Annotated in this window: 23 protein-coding genes; 11 read left to right on the top strand and 12 right to left on the bottom strand. The window is 58.4% G+C overall.

Going from position 1 to position 16384, the window contains the following annotated elements:
• The coding region (locus tag JCM12296_RS25110; RefSeq protein WP_172684090.1) for an amidase family protein at positions 1–500 on the bottom strand (500 nt) is incomplete at its 3' end.
• Positions 501–795: 295 nt separating this feature from the next.
• On the opposite strand from JCM12296_RS25110, the gene JCM12296_RS25105 reads away from it, so the two are divergent.
• Positions 796–2622, top strand: a complete 1827-nt coding sequence (locus JCM12296_RS25105) for an acetoacetate--CoA ligase (protein ID WP_306304118.1) — start codon at positions 796–798, stop codon at positions 2620–2622.
• A gap of 77 nt (positions 2623–2699) precedes the next feature.
• Here JCM12296_RS25105 and JCM12296_RS25100 read toward each other — a convergent pair whose 3' ends face one another.
• From JCM12296_RS25100 to JCM12296_RS25060, 9 genes are all read right to left on the bottom strand, one after another.
• Positions 2700–3329, bottom strand: coding sequence for an indolepyruvate oxidoreductase subunit beta (locus tag JCM12296_RS25100; protein ID WP_054699061.1), 630 nt, complete (start codon positions 3327–3329; stop codon positions 2700–2702).
• A complete protein-coding gene (locus tag JCM12296_RS25095) occupies positions 3326–5278 on the bottom strand; it encodes a thiamine pyrophosphate-dependent enzyme (protein ID WP_054699059.1) in 1953 nt (650 codons plus the stop codon). The genes JCM12296_RS25100 and JCM12296_RS25095 overlap by 4 nt, the downstream gene beginning before the upstream one ends.
• Positions 5279–5359: 81 nt before the next feature.
• Positions 5360–5782 (bottom strand): Coenzyme F420 hydrogenase/dehydrogenase, beta subunit C-terminal domain, encoded by a 423-nt coding sequence (locus JCM12296_RS25090; RefSeq protein WP_054699058.1) that lies wholly within the window; start codon positions 5780–5782, stop codon positions 5360–5362.
• The gene (locus JCM12296_RS25085; protein ID WP_054699055.1) at positions 5767–6456 is read right to left on the bottom strand and encodes a coenzyme F420 hydrogenase/dehydrogenase beta subunit N-terminal domain-containing protein; all 690 of its coding nucleotides are present in this window, start codon (positions 6454–6456) and stop codon (positions 5767–5769) included. Before JCM12296_RS25085 ends, JCM12296_RS25090 begins: the two co-directional genes overlap by 16 nt.
• 24 nt (positions 6457–6480) lie before the next feature.
• Positions 6481–6795 carry a CcdB family protein gene (locus JCM12296_RS25080; RefSeq protein ID WP_054699053.1) on the bottom strand — a complete coding sequence of 105 codons (315 nt, stop codon included), beginning with the start codon at positions 6793–6795 and terminating at the stop codon, positions 6481–6483.
• Positions 6795–7043, bottom strand: coding sequence for a type II toxin-antitoxin system CcdA family antitoxin (locus tag JCM12296_RS25075; RefSeq protein WP_054699051.1), 249 nt, complete (start codon positions 7041–7043; stop codon positions 6795–6797). Before JCM12296_RS25075 ends, JCM12296_RS25080 begins: the two co-directional genes overlap by 1 nt.
• Positions 7044–7149: 106 nt before the next feature.
• Entirely contained in the window at positions 7150–7776 is a 627-nt protein-coding gene (locus JCM12296_RS25070; RefSeq protein WP_172684089.1) for a 5' nucleotidase, NT5C type, read from the bottom strand.
• Positions 7777–7813: 37 nt separating this feature from the next.
• On the bottom strand, positions 7814–8263 hold the full coding sequence (locus JCM12296_RS25065; protein ID WP_054699047.1) for a MaoC family dehydratase: 450 nt from the start codon (positions 8261–8263) through the stop codon (positions 7814–7816).
• Positions 8264–8285: 22 nt separating this feature from the next.
• Positions 8286–8597 carry a DUF3820 family protein gene (locus tag JCM12296_RS25060; protein ID WP_246804840.1) on the bottom strand — a complete coding sequence of 104 codons (312 nt, stop codon included), beginning with the start codon at positions 8595–8597 and terminating at the stop codon, positions 8286–8288.
• Positions 8598–8911: 314 nt separating this feature from the next.
• Between JCM12296_RS25060 and JCM12296_RS25055 the strand changes: the two genes are divergently transcribed.
• The 4 genes from JCM12296_RS25055 (at position 8912) to JCM12296_RS25040 (ending at position 11407) form a co-directional block, all read left to right on the top strand.
• Entirely contained in the window at positions 8912–9721 is an 810-nt protein-coding gene (locus JCM12296_RS25055; RefSeq protein WP_054699044.1) for a DEAD/DEAH box helicase, read from the top strand.
• Positions 9721–10788: a PDDEXK nuclease domain-containing protein gene (locus JCM12296_RS25050; RefSeq protein WP_054699041.1), complete on the top strand. Its 1068-nt coding sequence runs from the start codon at positions 9721–9723 to the stop codon at positions 10786–10788. The genes JCM12296_RS25055 and JCM12296_RS25050 overlap by 1 nt, the downstream gene beginning before the upstream one ends.
• 24 nt (positions 10789–10812) lie before the next feature.
• Positions 10813–11088, top strand: coding sequence for a hypothetical protein (locus JCM12296_RS25045; RefSeq protein ID WP_054699039.1), 276 nt, complete (start codon positions 10813–10815; stop codon positions 11086–11088).
• Positions 11089–11197: 109 nt separating this feature from the next.
• Positions 11198–11407 (top strand): hypothetical protein, encoded by a 210-nt coding sequence (locus JCM12296_RS25040; protein ID WP_157067881.1) that lies wholly within the window; start codon positions 11198–11200, stop codon positions 11405–11407.
• A 98-nt stretch (positions 11408–11505) separates the two neighbouring features.
• Here the strand turns inward: JCM12296_RS25040 and JCM12296_RS25035 are convergent, their stop codons facing one another.
• Complete coding sequence (locus tag JCM12296_RS25035; RefSeq protein WP_157067880.1) at positions 11506–11922, bottom strand: hypothetical protein; 417 nt, start codon at positions 11920–11922, stop codon at positions 11506–11508.
• A gap of 76 nt (positions 11923–11998) precedes the next feature.
• Here JCM12296_RS25035 and JCM12296_RS45605 point away from each other — a divergent pair, with 76 nt between their 5' ends.
• The 6 genes from JCM12296_RS45605 to JCM12296_RS25020 are packed head-to-tail and all read left to right on the top strand — an operon-like array spanning position 11999 to position 16032.
• On the top strand, positions 11999–12583 hold the full coding sequence (locus JCM12296_RS45605; protein WP_246804839.1) for an ABC transporter ATP-binding protein: 585 nt from the start codon (positions 11999–12001) through the stop codon (positions 12581–12583).
• Complete coding sequence (locus JCM12296_RS45600) at positions 12571–12780, top strand: P-loop NTPase family protein (RefSeq protein WP_246804837.1); 210 nt, start codon at positions 12571–12573, stop codon at positions 12778–12780. The genes JCM12296_RS45605 and JCM12296_RS45600 overlap by 13 nt, the downstream gene beginning before the upstream one ends.
• On the top strand, positions 12777–13925 hold the full coding sequence (locus JCM12296_RS42480) for an ABC transporter permease (RefSeq protein WP_281492152.1): 1149 nt from the start codon (positions 12777–12779) through the stop codon (positions 13923–13925). The genes JCM12296_RS45600 and JCM12296_RS42480 overlap by 4 nt, the downstream gene beginning before the upstream one ends.
• Entirely contained in the window at positions 13919–14416 is a 498-nt protein-coding gene (locus JCM12296_RS42475) for a hypothetical protein (RefSeq protein WP_218188261.1), read from the top strand. The genes JCM12296_RS42480 and JCM12296_RS42475 overlap by 7 nt, the downstream gene beginning before the upstream one ends.
• Entirely contained in the window at positions 14403–15278 is an 876-nt protein-coding gene (locus JCM12296_RS42470; protein WP_218188260.1) for an ABC transporter permease, read from the top strand. Before JCM12296_RS42475 ends, JCM12296_RS42470 begins: the two co-directional genes overlap by 14 nt.
• Positions 15271–16032 carry an arylesterase gene (locus JCM12296_RS25020; RefSeq protein WP_213183449.1) on the top strand — a complete coding sequence of 254 codons (762 nt, stop codon included), beginning with the start codon at positions 15271–15273 and terminating at the stop codon, positions 16030–16032. Before JCM12296_RS42470 ends, JCM12296_RS25020 begins: the two co-directional genes overlap by 8 nt.
• Before the next feature lie 16 nt (positions 16033–16048).
• Here JCM12296_RS25020 and JCM12296_RS25015 read toward each other — a convergent pair.
• The coding region (locus tag JCM12296_RS25015) for an ethanolamine ammonia-lyase light chain EutC (protein ID WP_172684088.1) at positions 16049–16384 on the bottom strand (336 nt) is incomplete at its 5' end.

The following is a 16384-nucleotide window of genomic DNA, read 5'->3' as shown; positions in this document are numbered from 1 at the left end:
AGGCCGGCACTGATGGCCGCTGCCGCGCCGCCGCTGGACCCGCCGGGCGTGCGCTCGCGATTCCATGGATTGCGGGTGACACCAAAAAGCCGGTTCTTGGTAAAACCGGTGAAGCCGAATTCCGGAACATTGGTTTTGCCCACCACGATGGCGCCGGCGGCCTTGAGCCGGGCCACTTGGATGGCGTCGGCCGTGGCCAGGTTGTCTTTAAACGGGATGGCCCCATAGCTGGTGACCAGGCCGGCAGCATCCTCCAAATCCTTGACGCCCAAGGGCACACCGGCCAGCGGGCCGACCGGCTTCCCTGCGACGATGCGGTCGGCCGTCTGCCGGGCTTCGGCCAGCGCCGCTTCGGGACGCAGGGCAACAAAGGCATTCAAATCGGGATTGCGTTTGGCAATGCGCGCCAGCGTAGCCGTCATCAGCGCTACCGGAGAAATTTCCCCGGCCGCCATTCCCGCAGCGAGCTCCACGGCCGACAGGTCATTGAAATCGGACATTTTCCCTCCTCTCGTCCACCGTTGCCGTTTCATGTTCATTTATTATCGACATCACAAATGGCTTGACTTAAGCATGTCCCCACAATACTTTCAATAGTAGAAAAGCATTTGATTTCTATCATGTTTCATCCCGGATACAATCCATTGCGGGGGAGGTGATCATGTTTGATCCGAAGATGCTTTGGAGGCCTGCCGATGCCTTCGTCCGACAATCCAATCTGGTGCGCTTCATGGACGCGGTCAACCGGCGCTTCAACTTGTCCCTGTCCGATTACGATCAGCTGTGGCAGTGTCCGTGGATCACATTGCCGATTTCTGGGACCTGTTCTGGAACTTTGCCGGGATCATCACCAGCAAGCCCTATACCCAGGTGGTGGACGATCCGACGAAAATGCCCGGTGCCCGCTGGTTCGGCGGTGCTGAACTGAACTTTGCCGAGAACCTGCTGCGCTACCGGGACGATCACACGGCCCTGATTTTTCAGGGGGAGGGTCAGCCCCGGACCGCCATGACCTACGCTGATCTGCATGCCCAGGTGAGTCGCGTGGCCCAGGCATTGGCTGCCGCCGGCGTAACCGAGGGCGACCGCGTGGCCGGGTTCATGCCCAACATGCCCCAGGCCATCATCGCCATGCTGGCCGCCGTGAGCCTGGGCGCCATCTGGTCTTCGTCCTCTCCGGATTTCGGCATCAAGGGCGTACTGGACCGCTTCGGCCAGATCGGCCCCAAGGTGCTTTTTACCGCCGACGGTTATTTTTACAACGGCAAGACCTTCGACAGCCTGGAGCGGGTGGGCCGCATCCTCAAGGAACTGCCCATGGTGGAAAAAGTCGTGGTGGTCGGCTACACCCGCACCACGCCCGATCTGTCCGGCGTTCCCCATGCCGTCCCCTGGGAGAATTTCCTGGCGCCCTATGCACCGGCGGAGATCGCCTTCACGCAGGTGCCGGCCGAGCATCCCCTCTACATCATGTACAGCTCCGGCACCACGGGAAAACCCAAGTGCATGGTCCAGAGCCACGCCGGCATTCTCGCCAACCAGCTCAAGGAGCATCTCCTGCATGGCGATCTGCGGCGCGAGGATGTCTTGTTCTACTTCACCACTTGCGGCTGGATGATGTGGAACTGGCTGGTCTGCGGCCTGGGGGTGGGTGCCACCCTGGTGCTCTACGACGGCTCGCCCTTCCACCCCGGCCCCGAGGTGCTGTGGCGCTTGGCCGATGCGGTCGGCATGACGATCTTCGGCACCAGCGCCCGCTACATCGCCGCCCTGGCCGAGGCCGGCTACAAGCCCGGCAGCGACTGCCATCTGGAAAAATTGCGCATGATCTGCTCGACCGGCTCGCCCCTGGCCGTCTCCGGGTTCGAATACGTCTACCGGGAGATCAAGGCCGACCTGCAACTGGCTTCCATCAGCGGCGGCACCGATCTCAACGGCTGCTTTGCCCTGGGCAACCCCATGTCCGCCGTGCATGCCGGTGAGCTGCAGGGACGCGCGCTAGGCCTTAAAGTCTTCGCCTTCAATGATGCCGGCCAGGCGGTATACGACCAGACCGGCGAGTTGGTCTGCACGGCGGCCTTTCCCAGCATGCCGGTTTACTTTTGGAACGATGCCGACGGCCAGCGCTACCGGAACGCCTATTTCACCAAATACCCCGGCGTCTGGACCCACGGCGACTTCATCAGCATCAACAGTCGCACCAAGGGCATCACGATTTACGGCCGCAGCGACGCCACCCTCAATCCCGGCGGGGTGCGTATCGGCACGGCCGACATCTACACCGCCTTGGAAGCCCTTTCAGAGGTGACCGACAGCGTGGTGGTGGGCCAAAGCTGGCAGGACGACGTGCGCGTGATCCTGTTCGTCACCCTGGCCAAGGGTCTCGACTTGGACGCGGCCTTGATCAAAAAGATCAAGACGACCATCCGCAATGCCTGCAGCCCCCGGCATGTGCCGGCCAAGGTGATCCAGGTGACCGAGATTCCCTACACCATCAACATGAAGAAGGTCGAGCTGGCCGTGCGCAACGTCATCCACGGCCAGCCGGTGACCAATCGCGACGCCCTGGCCAACCCGAGCTGCCTGAGCCAGTTCGAGGGGTTGGAAGAACTGCAGCGCTAATGCCGCCAAACCGGCCGAGGTGGGCCGGCCGGTTTGGCGTTTAAGGATCGGCTGAATCATGGGAAAGGGTGCCCGGGTTAAGTGCTTTTTTCCCCGATCATTTCGCCGCCGGCATCGAAGGCCTCCAGGTTGACCCGGACCTTGGCTTCGGGCATCCGGCTTCTGACCACGGCTTCGAAGATATCCCGGTCCAGGGGTAACTGGCCCGTCCTGGCCAGCGCGCCGACCAGCATGACATTGCCGAAAATGGGATTGCCCAGCCGGGTCGCGGTTTCCGTGGTGTCGAGAAACCAGGCCTTCTCGGAAAAGTCGTTGATCCAGCCCACGATGGTTTCCGGTGCCGGGTATGGCTGCTCGCCACTGATGACGCTGCTGGATCGGACCGGCCGCATGTTCGTGATCACCTGAACCTCCGGGTTGCCGTAAGCCCTGAGCATTCTAAGAGCCTCACTGGGCTCCAGGGACACGATCATGTGGGCCCGGCCCAAGGGGATCTGCGGCGAGTAGCTTCCCTGGCGCGATATCCTGAGGTGGCTCATGACCGACCCGCCCCGCTGGGAAGCGCCGAAGGTTTCGCCGATGGTGATGTCAAATCCCAGCCGGGAGAGCATGTCGCCGACCATGCGGCTGGCCAGGACGTTGCCCTGGCCGCCGACGCCGGTGATGATCAGATTGTAGGGGTCGTGTTTCAGCGCTGTCGTGTTCATGCCTTCACCGCCTTTTCCACCGTAATCGCGTTTTGGGGGCAGACCTGGGCGCAAACACCGCAGCCCACGCAAACGAATTCGTCGATGCGCGTCTGCCTTTTTTCCGGGTCCCAGATCAGGCCGGGGCACTTGAAGATCCGCGTGCACAACCGGTTGCAGCCACAGGCGTCGCCCAGGCATTTGTCCGGGTCCACCGACACCGTCCATTCCTTCTTTCCCTTACGGGCCGGACTCAGCGCGCAGGCCTGTCGCAACACCAGCATGCGTACCCCGCCGGCATCGTCAAGCAAATCTCCGATGGTCTTTCTGGCCGCGGCGAATTGGAACGGATCGACGATTTCCACCCGCACCCCCATGGCCTGGCAGATCGTCGGGATGTCCAGGGCCGGCAACGGCTTTCCATCCGCCCCCACCGGAATCCCGGGATGCGGCTGAAAACCGGTCATGGCCGTGCCGGCATTGTCCAGGATCACCATGATCATGTCCGCCTGGTTGTGAATGGCATTGACCAGCCCCGGCATGGCGGCATGGAAAAAGGTCGAGTCTCCGCAAACCGCGATGATCGGCTGTTCCAGGCCGAAGCGCTGGAGTTTGCCGAACCCGGAGGCCATGCCCACGCCCGAGCCCATGGCGGCAACGGTTTTCACGGCCCGGAAGCCGCAGTCCGCCACCCCCAGGGTGTAGCACCCGATATCGCCACAAATGAAACCGCGACGGTTGTCGAGCTTGAGCGCTTCGTGGAGCAGCCAGAAGGAGGCGCGGTGGGGACAGCCCGGGCAGAAGGTCATCGCCCGGTCCGGCACGCTGCCTTCGAGCGCGGCCGAAATCCGCTGGCGATAGTCGGCCATACTGTCATCGGTCGGAAGGTCCAAAAGGGTGGAAAGGGCGGTCATGACAATGTCGGGGTTCAGTTCGTCCACCGAGGGTATCGTTTTGTCCGCGCGCCCGTGAAAGCGTGTCGGCCCGACGGTCTCGGACAGGTCGACAAACAGCGCCTTGAGATTGTCTTCCAGAAAGGGCGTGCCCTCCTCGATGATCAAGACGCGATCCGTGGCGGCTAGGTATTTTTCCATCAGCCGCGGCGGCAGCGGCCAGGTCGTGCCGAGTTTCAGGAGCCCCACCCGCTCCTCAAGCCCCAGGATGGCGATGGCTTCGCGGCAGTAAAAGGTGGCGGCCGAACTGGTGATGATGGTAATTTCCGACCGATCCGGTCCGGTGTAGGTGTTAAAGGGGCTCTTCTCGAAGCACGCAATCGCCTTTTCCAGGCCCGCATGCTGGCGCAGGCGCTGGGTCGGTGCCGTGCCAGGCAGCGTCATGACCGGGCCGGTCATTTGATCGAAAAACCCGCCGTGATATTGGAAATCGGCCCGCGCCTGCGTTTGTGGAAGATCGCCGACGATTACGTTGCCCGAGGCATGGGACATGCGCGTGACGCTACGCAGCATCACGACGTTGTGGATGGTTTCGGAAAGATCGAAGGCCCATTGGGTCATCTCCTTGGCTTCCTGGATGTCGCCCGGCTCGATCAGGGGAAACTCCATCATCTTGCTGTAAGGCCGGGAATCCCCCTCGTTGGTGCTCGACAAAGAGCCGGGATCCTCACAGGTCACCAATACCAGCCCGGCGCGGGATCCGTATTCGGCCAGGTGAAGCAGAAAATCGGAGGCCACGTTCACGCCGACCTGTTTCATCGTGCACAGGGCGCGAAGCCCCGCATAGGAACCGGCGGCCGCTACCTCCAGGGATACTTTTTCGTTGGTGGACCACTCCACGTACAGCCCCATCTCATCGGCCACATCGCCCAGGACCTTGGGGATTTCCGAAGACGGCGTCCCCGGATAGGCGGCAACGACCTTGACGCCGGCCTCCAGCGCACCCCGGGCAATGGCCTCGTTGCCCATCATCAGAACGCGTTGATTCTTGTTTGTTTTATCGGTAATGATCGACATGGTAACTCCTCTGGCAAATCAGTACTTGTTGGAAACCCCATCCAAAGCATAACGGTGGTCCGTGGAAACGGCGACCCCGGGTCAGGAAGCCAGGGTATTGTTCGTTTCGGACAGACGGTTCAGGTTCGACTGGCCGCTGCGTTTTTTGCCCATGGCGGCGGATTTGAGCTTGGCCAAATTTTCCGGGGGAACGTCCTTGAACGCCAGGATGCCCTTCTCCCGGGCAAGGTTCAGCAGTTGCTCCCCGGCAGTCGTTCTGACGATCACCTGGTTCCAGTGCCGGTCCACCTCCCAGCCTTCCGGGCTTCTGGCCGATCCGATCGAGATATCGGCGAATTCGGCGGTCATGTCCGTGCAGTAGGCGCAACAGTCGCGGACGCAGCCATTGACCTGATCAATGGGGATTTCGATCCTGCCGGCGCTCGTCTCCACCTGCATGCAGGCATGACTGGAAGGGGGGATGTCCATGGACCGGATTTTCTCACCCTTTACCGCCGAGAGCACCAGTTCCCGCAGTTTCCGCCAATCCAGGTCCAGCCGCAGAACAGGCCGATTACCAGCTTGAGACGGGCCATCCGGGCGGCATCCGCGTCGGCCGGATCGCTGCGCATTTTGGCCAGGGCCAGGGCCTGGCAGGGCGTGGCCACGACCCCCAACGGCCCCTGCCCTTCAGCCGACGCGCGATTGAACTCGGCGACCGCCGGCGCATTGCCGAATTTGCTGCCCGCCGCCGCCAGGAGATCGGCCCGGCACATCGCCGTTGTGCTTTTGGGCAGCATGGGCGCGTCCTCCTGCGCCACGACCCACCCCTCGATGAGCCCCTGTTCCAATGCCAGACAGGTGAGAGCCGTCACCGTGCCGCCGTGCTGGGCCCGGGATCGGATTTCCGCATCGGTTGCCCGGGTCATGTAAAGCCCCTTGAAGGCCCCCAGCTCGGCAGTGACCTCCGACGCATCGAAAAGTACTTGGTTCAGGTGGCCCAGATCCGTTTCCATGCGGGGACAGTAGCGCCGGCAGCGGCCGTCCTCACGGTCGCAGTCAAACAGCATGATCGTGGCCCCCCGATGGGTCCTGAGGTAAGGGCAGAGCCCGACACAGGCGCCACATCCGGTGCAAAGCCCGGTGTCGATAACAGAAGATGAGACATGTGATTGGCGGATGGTTGGTTTCCCCGTCATGGTAATCCTTTGTCCTTTTTTCATTTAGAAACCGGTAATCAAGAAGTCCAGCGCGGCAACGACTTCATCGCGTTGATCTTTCAACGAGCCGATCTTTTTTCCCAGCGCCCCCAAGGGAATACCGGCGATTTCCGCCGTCGACATCACCACCCGGGTATTGCCGACATGGAATCGCGGGTTAAGATGCAAAATGGGCTTTCCGACAATTTTCGCATCGACCAGAGGGACGACCACGCGGGTGGCCAGGTTGTCGAGCAGCGCCGACTGTACATCGAGGAGATAGGGCACCTCCTGATTCGTTTGCGCATTGGGATTCTCGTAGACATCGAATTGGGCCATCAGAAGCGCCTCAGGCCATCGCTGAAAACACCTTTGGCTTTGATGCGACGATTATAGGCTTCGATGGCTTCCCTGGTCTCTTCCTTCCAGGCCCTTTGCTTTTCCTCGGCCAAGAGTTCGACCAGGCGATCCTCAAGCGTTTTCGACAGGTTGATTTTAAGTGCTTTGGCCTGCTTCAATAAATCACTGTTGATGCTTACGTTTGTCGCTTTTTTTCCGGCCTTGGGATTATAGAAAAGAGTTTCCATACGAGCCCCTTATGTATATACTTTATGCGCATAAAATATTATAAAAAATGCGCATAGTCAATATTTATAGGTTCAGCCGGCAGGGTATTCATTTTTCGGATGGGCGCTACATCGGGTAATTCGAAAGCGTCTCCATGATCTGCCCCCATCCCCGGCAGCGTTTGATATTTGTATCTGCCGCACCCTTCTTATTCCACGGCCGATCCAATAGAAATACGGGAATGTTCAGGTGGTTGGAAATAAAGACCGCCGTATCCAAAGAATCTTCCACGGCAAAGGAAAATTTCATCTTCTTGATATCTTCCAATGACAACGTTTCCGCATCGCCGTATCCATTGCCCTGGCGGGCGTATTTATTTACGAAATAGATATTGTCATAGGGGATGCGATAGGTTGACAGCCACGCTTCCGAAGCTGTTTTTGTAAACCGGGGACGCCCCGTAACGATCTCTATGGCATAACCCATTTCAGATATCATCGATAAGGCTTCAGAGGCGTTGTGAACGGGATCGTTTTGAAGAATTTTTTCATCGCTATGGGCGATATCCAAAATTCTGTCAACTTTGTCATTCGTAATCTTCATGCACGTGCTAAGATCAAAATGGGTAAGGTTCTCGTAACTTATTTTTTTTCCATATTGTTCAAACAAAATTTCAAGTAAAGATTCCGCCGTCGAACACAAGACATCGTCAAAATCGACGTAAACGGTTTTCTTATCATCTTCTATCATCATAGGATTCATCCGCATTCCATCAATGAAGAAAGGCCAATCAGACGTTTCGGCGCATCATCCGCTTAACGGCGTACACCATAACCTCGACATCGGCCTGATTTAACACCCGGTGCCGGAAGGTTACAATCCCTCTGTCTGTTTTTTTCGTCTCACGGGTTTCCAGGACTTCAATGCTCACCGTCAGTGTATCACCGATAAAAACCGGCTTGAGAACATCGAGCTCCACGCCGAGAAAAGCCATACCCGAGTGCAGCAGGCCGGACAGGATGGTCAATCCTTCGGCCACGGAAAAGGTCAGCGTACCGGGGACGATGGGCTTTTCGTATGGGGTGCTGGTCTTCACAAAATCACGGTCCATGAAAAGCGGTTCGAAAAAACCAAAGGATGTGGTGAAATTGACGTGATCCGCTTCGGCAATGGTCCGGCGGGCTGTCGTATAAGTCTGGCCGGGCTGGAAATCGTCGAAATAAAGAACCTGCGTGCTCATATCTACCTTTCTTCTAAAGGTTTCAATCGGATTTGAGCCTGTTAAAAAGATACTCCAATCCATTGACCTTGATTTCATAAACCATTTGCAGCATGTCGCCGAGTTTGCCGTGCGGAAAACCTTTTTGTGAAAACCAAACCACATAGGGCTCTGGCAGATCGATCAGGCGTCGATCCTTGTACTTTCCAAAGGGCATGCGTGTGTTGGCCAGCTGGATCAGTATTTCCGGGTCGGGCCGGCAATCCATATTTTCGTCCATTTTATCGGCACCCCATTTGGCATATCGTTGCTTTGCATGAGTAGCCTCATCTAAATAAAATGGCAAGGCTTGCACGGGGAAAGAATTATTCTTTGGTCCGCTTGCTATGGTACGGCCTTCTATCATCGGTTGTGGAGAGTCGAGGCTCCGCAAATTGACTTTTGAAGTGTATGTCCTTACATAGGCTCCAGAAACTAATTTGAAAACGATTCAATCAAAACCAACGACACTGCCATTGACGAGGTCAAAGAACCTTTCTATAAGTTTTCATTAACAGCCTTTTTAGTAACCTGGTGTTTTTATTGGCGCCATTAAGATGAAAAGTGGCCAAGTAAGGATACGGAGCATTTGAATCTAACTGACTACCAGGCAAAATATTTGCCCATGAGTTGACCCGGCGTTTTCCGCCGGATAGCGTCGAGAAAGTCACGGTTGCCTTTGCCGGTGCTCAGGTGGACCTCAATCCTCATCAAATTGACGCGGCCCTTTTTGCATTTAATTCCCCTCTTTCCAAAGGTGCATTGTTGGCGGATGAAGTTGGTTTGGGTAAAACCATCGAAGCCGGGCTGATGCTCTCGCAAAAATGGGCTGAACGAAAACGCAATATCCTCATTATTACTCCTGCCAGCCTTCGCAAACAATGGTATCAGGAACTGACCGAAAAGTTTTTCCTGCCTTGTCGCCTGCTGGAATCAAAATCATACAATGCGGCTGTCAAACAAGGCGAGACGCGCCCTTTCGAAGCACCTGAAATCATCATCTGTTCCTATCATTTTGCCAAGAGCAAGGCGGATGATATCAAGGCAATTCCCTGGGATTTAGTGGTCATCGACGAAGCCCATTGGCTACGAAATGTCTACAAACCGTCGAATGTTATCGCCAATACGCTGAAAGCAGCGCTCGCCGGCAAGGACAAACTGCTGCTAACGGCTACCCCTTTACAGAATTCTCTCTTGGAGCTGTTCGGACTGGTGAGCTTCATCGATGAACATACCTTCGGTGATCTGAAAAGTTTCGTGTTGTGCACCGCCTTTCGCGCCAGGACCGACCGCTATCCCAATCTGACGGTAAAAAAAATTTCCAGGGCGGTTCTGGCCCGCTGCGAGTGGGGCCATGACGATTACAGTTTGCAGGTGGAAAACTTGCCCAAGGCTCCACCGCCCAAGGGGCAAATGGGCCTTTTCGATGAGGATGAATAATGGCTCGGAAAAAGGCGATATTCACTGCTGATAGTGCACTGTTACAGGATCTCCGCGACTTGATCGATGATGCTCGCAACACGGTTGCCTCAACAGTCAACGAGGCCTTGACCATGCTCTATTGGCGGGTCGGGAAACGTATCGACCAGGAAAACCTCAAAGGCAGCAGGGCTGAATATGGCGAAAACATAGTGCACGCGCTGAGTGCAAAATTGCAGAGCGAATACGGGCAAGGTTTCACCAAGCGCAATCTATTCAACATGATCCGCTTTGCCCAGGTTTTTCCGGATGAAAAGATTGTGCACGCACTGCGTGCACAATTGAGCTGGACCCATTTTCGAATTTTAATCGCCATTGATGATCCATTGAAAAGGGATTTTTATGCAGAGATGTGCCGAATGGACCGATGGAGCACGCGTACACTACAAGCCCGGATCGATTCGATGTTGTTCGAACGCACGGCCCTGTCCAAAAAGCCTGATGAGCTGATCCGCTTGGAAATTGACAACCTCCGTAATGAAGATCGGTTGACCCCGGACTTGGTTTTTCGCGACCCTTATTTCCTTGATTTTTTAGGTTTGCAGGATCGTTATTTGGAAAAAGACCTTGAAGACGCGATTTTGCGTGAGCTCGAGCAATTTCTACTGGAGTTGGGCGGTGGTTTTTCCTTTATCGCCCGGCAAAAGCGCATCCAGGTGGATAGCGATGACTACTACATCGATCTGTTGTTTTTTCATCGCAAGCTCAGACGGCTGGTGGCCATCGAGTTGAAGCTTGGCGACTTCAAGCCGGCTGACAAGGGGCAGATGGAACTCTATCTGCGTTGGTTGGATAAGTACGAACGCCAACCCGGTGAAGATCAACCGATCGGACTCATCCTGTGCGCCGGTAAAAAGCATGAAACGGTCGAACTGCTGGAATTGGAAAAAAGCGCTATCCGTGTGGCCGAGTATATCACCGACTTGCCGCCCAGGGAAATTCTGGAGCAGGAGCTTCACAAGGCCCTTGTTCAAGCGCGAAAGCGATTTGTGGCATACAAGCAGCGCAAAGAGGAGGATAAACGTTGAATCGCCATTCGCAAGCGGGTTTCAATGTTTCCCGAACTGGACGGTGTTCATATCAATATTTTCAACATTTCCAGTTACATGTTTCATTCGGAGGCTGAACGAAAGCTCGCCGCCATCCTGGAAGGAGATGCGCTGAAATGGTTCAAACCCGCCAAGGGCCAATTCCAGATCATCTACCGGCACGGTGCCGACCACTTCGAATACATCCCTGATTTTGTCGCTGAAACGAATGATAAGCGGCGCTGCGCGCCGCTTATCGGCCGCGAGATGCAAGCCATGGAGTTGCCATGCGGCGCGTAGCGCCGCCTATCAACTCCATGGAGCGGACAGAACCTCCGCCTAATCGCGTCGCTATCGCGCCCCATTAGGCGGAGAACCTGCCGCTCATCTCGCGGCCGATATGGTCTTCATGCTTGAACCCAAAGCCAGCAACCAGATGGAGGATCCCGCAGTGCTTTCCAAAAAAGAAGCGGCTTTGAAGTGGTGCGCGCATGCGTCGGACCATACGCATGGCTACGGCGGAAAGCCATGGCGTTATGTACTGATTCCGCACAACAAGATTGCGGTTAACGTGACCCTGGAGGCTCTTACGTCAAGGTTTTGCAACGACCACCGTTAAATGAAAACAGTTCGCTTTTGACCCTTTTCTCACCTGAAAAAAGCCAGTGCCGAGAAAAAAAGAATGCCGACTCTGACGGCACGGAGTTTTTCAATAATTCAAAAATCGCAGTAGATAACAGACAAGATCGCCCGCGCCCGGCTCATGCCCACGTAATGCAGGACGTGGTCCGTGGCGCCTGGACGCGGTTCGGGCAAATCAATGACGATGATCGCTTCGTTTTCCATCCCCTTGAAGGCGGCGATTTCACCGAAACTCAACCGGGCGGGCGGAAACTGGCGGACGGCGTAGGCGTCCAGGATGGCGATGGAACGGATGACGTTTTCCGGCAACCCGGCAGCAGTGGACTGGCGCCATGGGCGGGGCGGAAGGATGGTGACCCGATCGGCGCTCAACCCGCCTTTGACAATCACCCGATCGATTTCACCGGCCAGCCGTTGGGCGGCGTCTTGCTCGCTTCGGACCGTTTCGACATCGTAATTCGGACCGGGCCCATCAGGCGTGTTCGCAGCCACCGGACTTGGCAATGGCAGGGTTCGATAATGGATGGCAGCGTATCAAGCCAAAATTGATAAATGGAGATTATGCTTTATGTTTCAGATTTCTGATAAAAATGAGTTCCGCCATCCGGTGGAATTCATTTTTGTCGGCAACCTGATGCAAAACAACACGCCCAATTTTCTTGACGGCACAAACCGGAGACGCTCCATGCTCATCCTTGAAGCCGACCACCTGACCAAGACCTACCGCGTCGACCAGCGTGAGATCACCGTGCTGGCGGATGTCTCGCTGTCCGTTGAAGCGGGCGCATTCATCGTGATTAAAGGCAGCAGCGGCAGTGGCAAAACCACGCTATTGACCCTCCTGTCGGGGCTGGACCATCCCACCGACGGCCGGGTCTTCATCGACGGCCGTGAGATCACCGGGGCCAGCGAGGCGGAGCTGGCGCCCTTGCGCAACCGGACCATCGGTTTCGTGTTTCAATCCTTTCATCTGGTGCCGTCCATGACCGCCCGGGAAAATGTCATGTTCCCGGCTGAGCTCAAGGGGGACCGCGACGCCCGCCAACGGGCCGATGCCCTATTGGCCCAAGTGGGGCTGGCGGATCGGGCGGACAATTTGCCCAGCCAGCTTTCCGGCGGCGAGAAGCAGCGCGTGGCCCTGTGCCGAGCCTGATCAACCGGCCCAAGCTGATCTTCGCCGACGAGCCCACGGGCAACCTCGATTCGGAAAACGGCCGTATTGTCCTCGATCAGTTGGTCGATCTGAAAAACGCCCATGGCGCCACCCTGATCATGGTCACCCACAACCCGGAGATCGCTCGGGTGGCGGATCGCGTGCTGCCGCTCAAAGACGGCCGCTTGGTGGACTGACCCATGGGACACCTTACCACCCTGCTGCGCCAGCGCGTCGCTCGTCCCGACAAGCCACGCTTTTTGTCCTTTGTGTGGCCCTGGCCCTGACCACCCTCACCGCCTTTTCCGGCTTTGCCCGTAGCATCACCCAGGCCCTGACCCGGGATGCCCGCAACCTGCACGCCGCCGATATCATCATCCGTTCCTATGATGCTATTCCGCCGGAACTTGCCCAGGCCATCGACCGACAGGTGGCCGCCGGCCGCCTGCGTCAGGCCCGAATCTACGAATTTTCCAGCGTGGTGCGGACCGTCGACGACACGGCCTCGGTATTCTCACGGCTCAAGGTGGTCGAGCCGGGCTATCCGTTTTACGGGGAAGTGACCCTCCGGTCGAAGCGCCCCTTCACTCAAGTTCTCATGCCCGGCACGGCCATCGTGGAGCAGTCCCTGCTCGACCGTACGGGCCTTGCCGTCGGCGATTCCCTCAAGGTCGGTTACACCACCCTGCGGATCGTCGATGTGGTCACCGCCGAACCGGATCGCCCCCTGGAACTGTTCGCCTTCGGCCCGCGGGTCTTCATCCATGCCGCGGATCTGGATGCCCTGGGGCTGATGGCCACGGGCAGCCGTATTCGCCGTCTGGTGCTGCTCAAGGTTTTGGATCAGACGCCGGTGGATGTCATGGCCGCGCGCCTTTCCCAGGCCAACCCGGATCCGGCCGTACACATCGACACCTTTCTGACCGCCCGCTCGGCGGTGAAACGCTTTCTGGACAATTTTCTCTTCTTCCTGCAGCTGGTCGGGCTGTTCATCCTGATCGTGGCGGGATTGGGCCTTCAGAGTACCCTCTCGGCCCTGTTCAATGAGAAGCGCGCCACCATTGCGGTGATGAAGGCCGTGGGGGCCACCGATCGCTACGTCCGGCGGCATTTCATATTTCTGGTCGGGTTGCTGGGCGGCGTGGGCAGCGCCGTGGGCCTGGCCGGCGGTATCGCCGTGCAAATGGGATTGGCCGGCATTCTGGCCCCCTTTCTTCCCGAAAAGCTGTCCTTCAGCATTGCCTGGGGGGGCGTTGCCGAGGCCGTGGGGTTGGGCGCCGCCGTGATCCTGCTCTTTTCCCTGCGCCCCCTCTACCATCTGCGGGAAATGCGCCGGTGTTGATTTTCAACCGCCAGTCCCAGCCCCCGGCCAGCCGCTGGCCGGACGTGATCGTCGGCCTCTTGACCCTGGGATTCTTTCTGCTTTTGGTGATCTGGCACATGCGCGACATCCGCTTCGGGCTATATTTCGTGGCTGCCATGGCGGCCATCATCCTGGTCGCCGGCATCCTTGCCCAACTGGTCTTGTGGATGCTCCGGCGCCTGCCGGTCCGCCGCCTGGCCCTGCGCCAAGCCATCCGTGGCCTTTTCCGGCGGGGCAACGCCACGCGCGCCATCCTGATCACCCTGACCGTTTCCCTGGCGGTGATTTTCGCCGATCTGTTGGTCGAGCGAAACCTCAACGCCACCTTTGTGCGCGCCTTTCCGGAGAACATGCCCAACGCCTATTTCATTGACATCCAGCCGGACCAAACCGAGGCTTTCGCGCGCCTGGTGAAACATCCGGTCGTTTTTTTATCCCATCGTGCGCGCCCGGGTCATGGCGATCAATGACCGACCCGTCGACCGCCGTAGCGCGGGCGCCGCGCGTGGCGACAATTTGTCGCGGGTCTTCAACCTCACCTATCGTGAGACCCTGCTCGACGACGAACATCTGGTCCAGGGCGACAGCCTTTTCCGCAAGGACTGGCCGGAACCCCAGGTGTCGGTGATGGATACCGTGGCGGAGATGCAGCCCATGCACGTTGGCGACCGCATTCGGTTCAACATCCAGGGGGTTCCGCTTACCGCCCGCATCAGCAGTATTCGCACCCGCGACAACCGTGCCCTGAGCCCGTTTTTCTACTTTGTCTTTCCGCCGGCCGTGCTGGAAAAGGCCCCCCAGACCCTGTTTGCCGCCCTCACGGTGCCCCCCGGCCGGTTGGGCGCATTGCAGAATGCCGTGGCCGCCCGCTTTCCCAACATTGGCGTCATCGACATGTCCCAGACCATCGGTACCCTGGCGCAGATGATGGCCCGTCTGGCGGGAATCCTGCGTCTCTTCAGCCTCTTCAGCATTGCCGCCGGCATCCTGATCCTGGTCAGCGCCGTGTTCGCCACGCGCGCCGAGCGCATGCTGGAATCGGTTTACTACAAGATTCTGGGCGCCGGCCGGGCGTTTGTTTTCAGCGTTTTTGCCCTGGAAAACCTGATCATCGGGCTTTTGGCCGGCGGCCTGGCCCTTTGCATGGCCCAGGCCGCCGCATGGTGGCTCTGCGTGGAGCGGTTCGATATCGCCTACCGGCCGTTTGGCGCGCTGTCGCTGGCTTTGGTGGTCCTGACGGGCCTTCTCACCGTGGCCGTGGGCCTGGGGGCCTCGCGGGCGATCATGGCCAAGAAACCGGTCGTTTATTTGAGGGAGCAGCAGAATGGATAGACATCACGATGATGGAAGCGCACATGCCGTGAACCGGCCGGCCCGGAAGCGATGCCGCCGGCGCCGCCTGATCAATCTCTTTGCCCTGGCCCTGCTGGCGCTATTGATGGGACTTTACGGATGCAGTGGGAAGCAGCCACCCGAGAAAACCGAAACCCACCCGGCCACACCGGCACCCACTGCGTTGTTCGATGGAACCATCGTGGCCATGGGGGACAGTCTCACCGCCGGTCTTGGGGTTCCCCCGGAAGAGGCCTACCCTGCCCAGCTGGAAAGGCGCCTGCAGGCGGCCGGACACCACTACCGGGTGATCAATGCCGGGGTGAGTGGCGAAACCAGCAGCGGCGCCCTGTCGCGCGTCGACTGGGTGATCGAGAGCCTCTCGCCGGACATCGTCATCCTGGAGACCGGGGCCAATGACGGCCTGCGCGGCACCGACCCCAGCCTGCTGGAGGCCAACCTCGACGAGATCGTGACCCGGCTCCAGGCCCACCATGTCCGCGTGATCCTGGCCGGCATGTTGATGCTGCCCAACCTGGGGCCCGACTACACCCGCGCCTTTGCCCGCATCTACCCGAGCATCGCCGAAAAGCACGACCTGATCTTCATCCCCTTTTTCCTTGAGGGCGTAGCCGGCAAACGTCGGCTCAACCAGCCGGACCAGCTGCACCCCACGGCCCAAGGGTACACGATCGTGGTCGATACCCTGCTTCCCTATGTCCTGGACGCCATCGATCGGCACCGTGCCGGCTGATCCCCCGGCAAAATCGCTAATCCAGCAGGAAATTACCCCGCTCCGCCGGTTGGCGCGTTTCGGTCGGCGTGGATTCATCCTTCAGGGCCACGCCGGAGAGCTTCAGCCGGTCGGCCTCGCCGATCAGGTAGATCAGTCGATCGACGGCCACCGGGTAGGCCAGGCCCGCAGCGTGGATGTTGGAGATGCAGTTGCGCAAGGCATCCGGGCAGCCTGCATGGGGATTGAAGGTGAAGTAGATGCCCATGCTGTCCGGACTGCTCAAACCGGGGCGTTCACCGATGAGAATCACCGCCATGCGGCAGCCCAGGGCCACGGCCACCGCATCGGCCACGGCCACGCGGCCCTGGCG

Origin of the sequence: Desulfosarcina cetonica JCM 12296, from assembly GCF_001311845.1 — a bacterium.
In the GTDB taxonomy this organism is placed as follows: Bacteria; Desulfobacterota; Desulfobacteria; order Desulfobacterales; family Desulfosarcinaceae; genus Desulfosarcina; species Desulfosarcina cetonica.
Note: the sequence above shows the minus strand (reverse complement) of the source record. Positions and strands in the feature narration are given on the sequence as shown.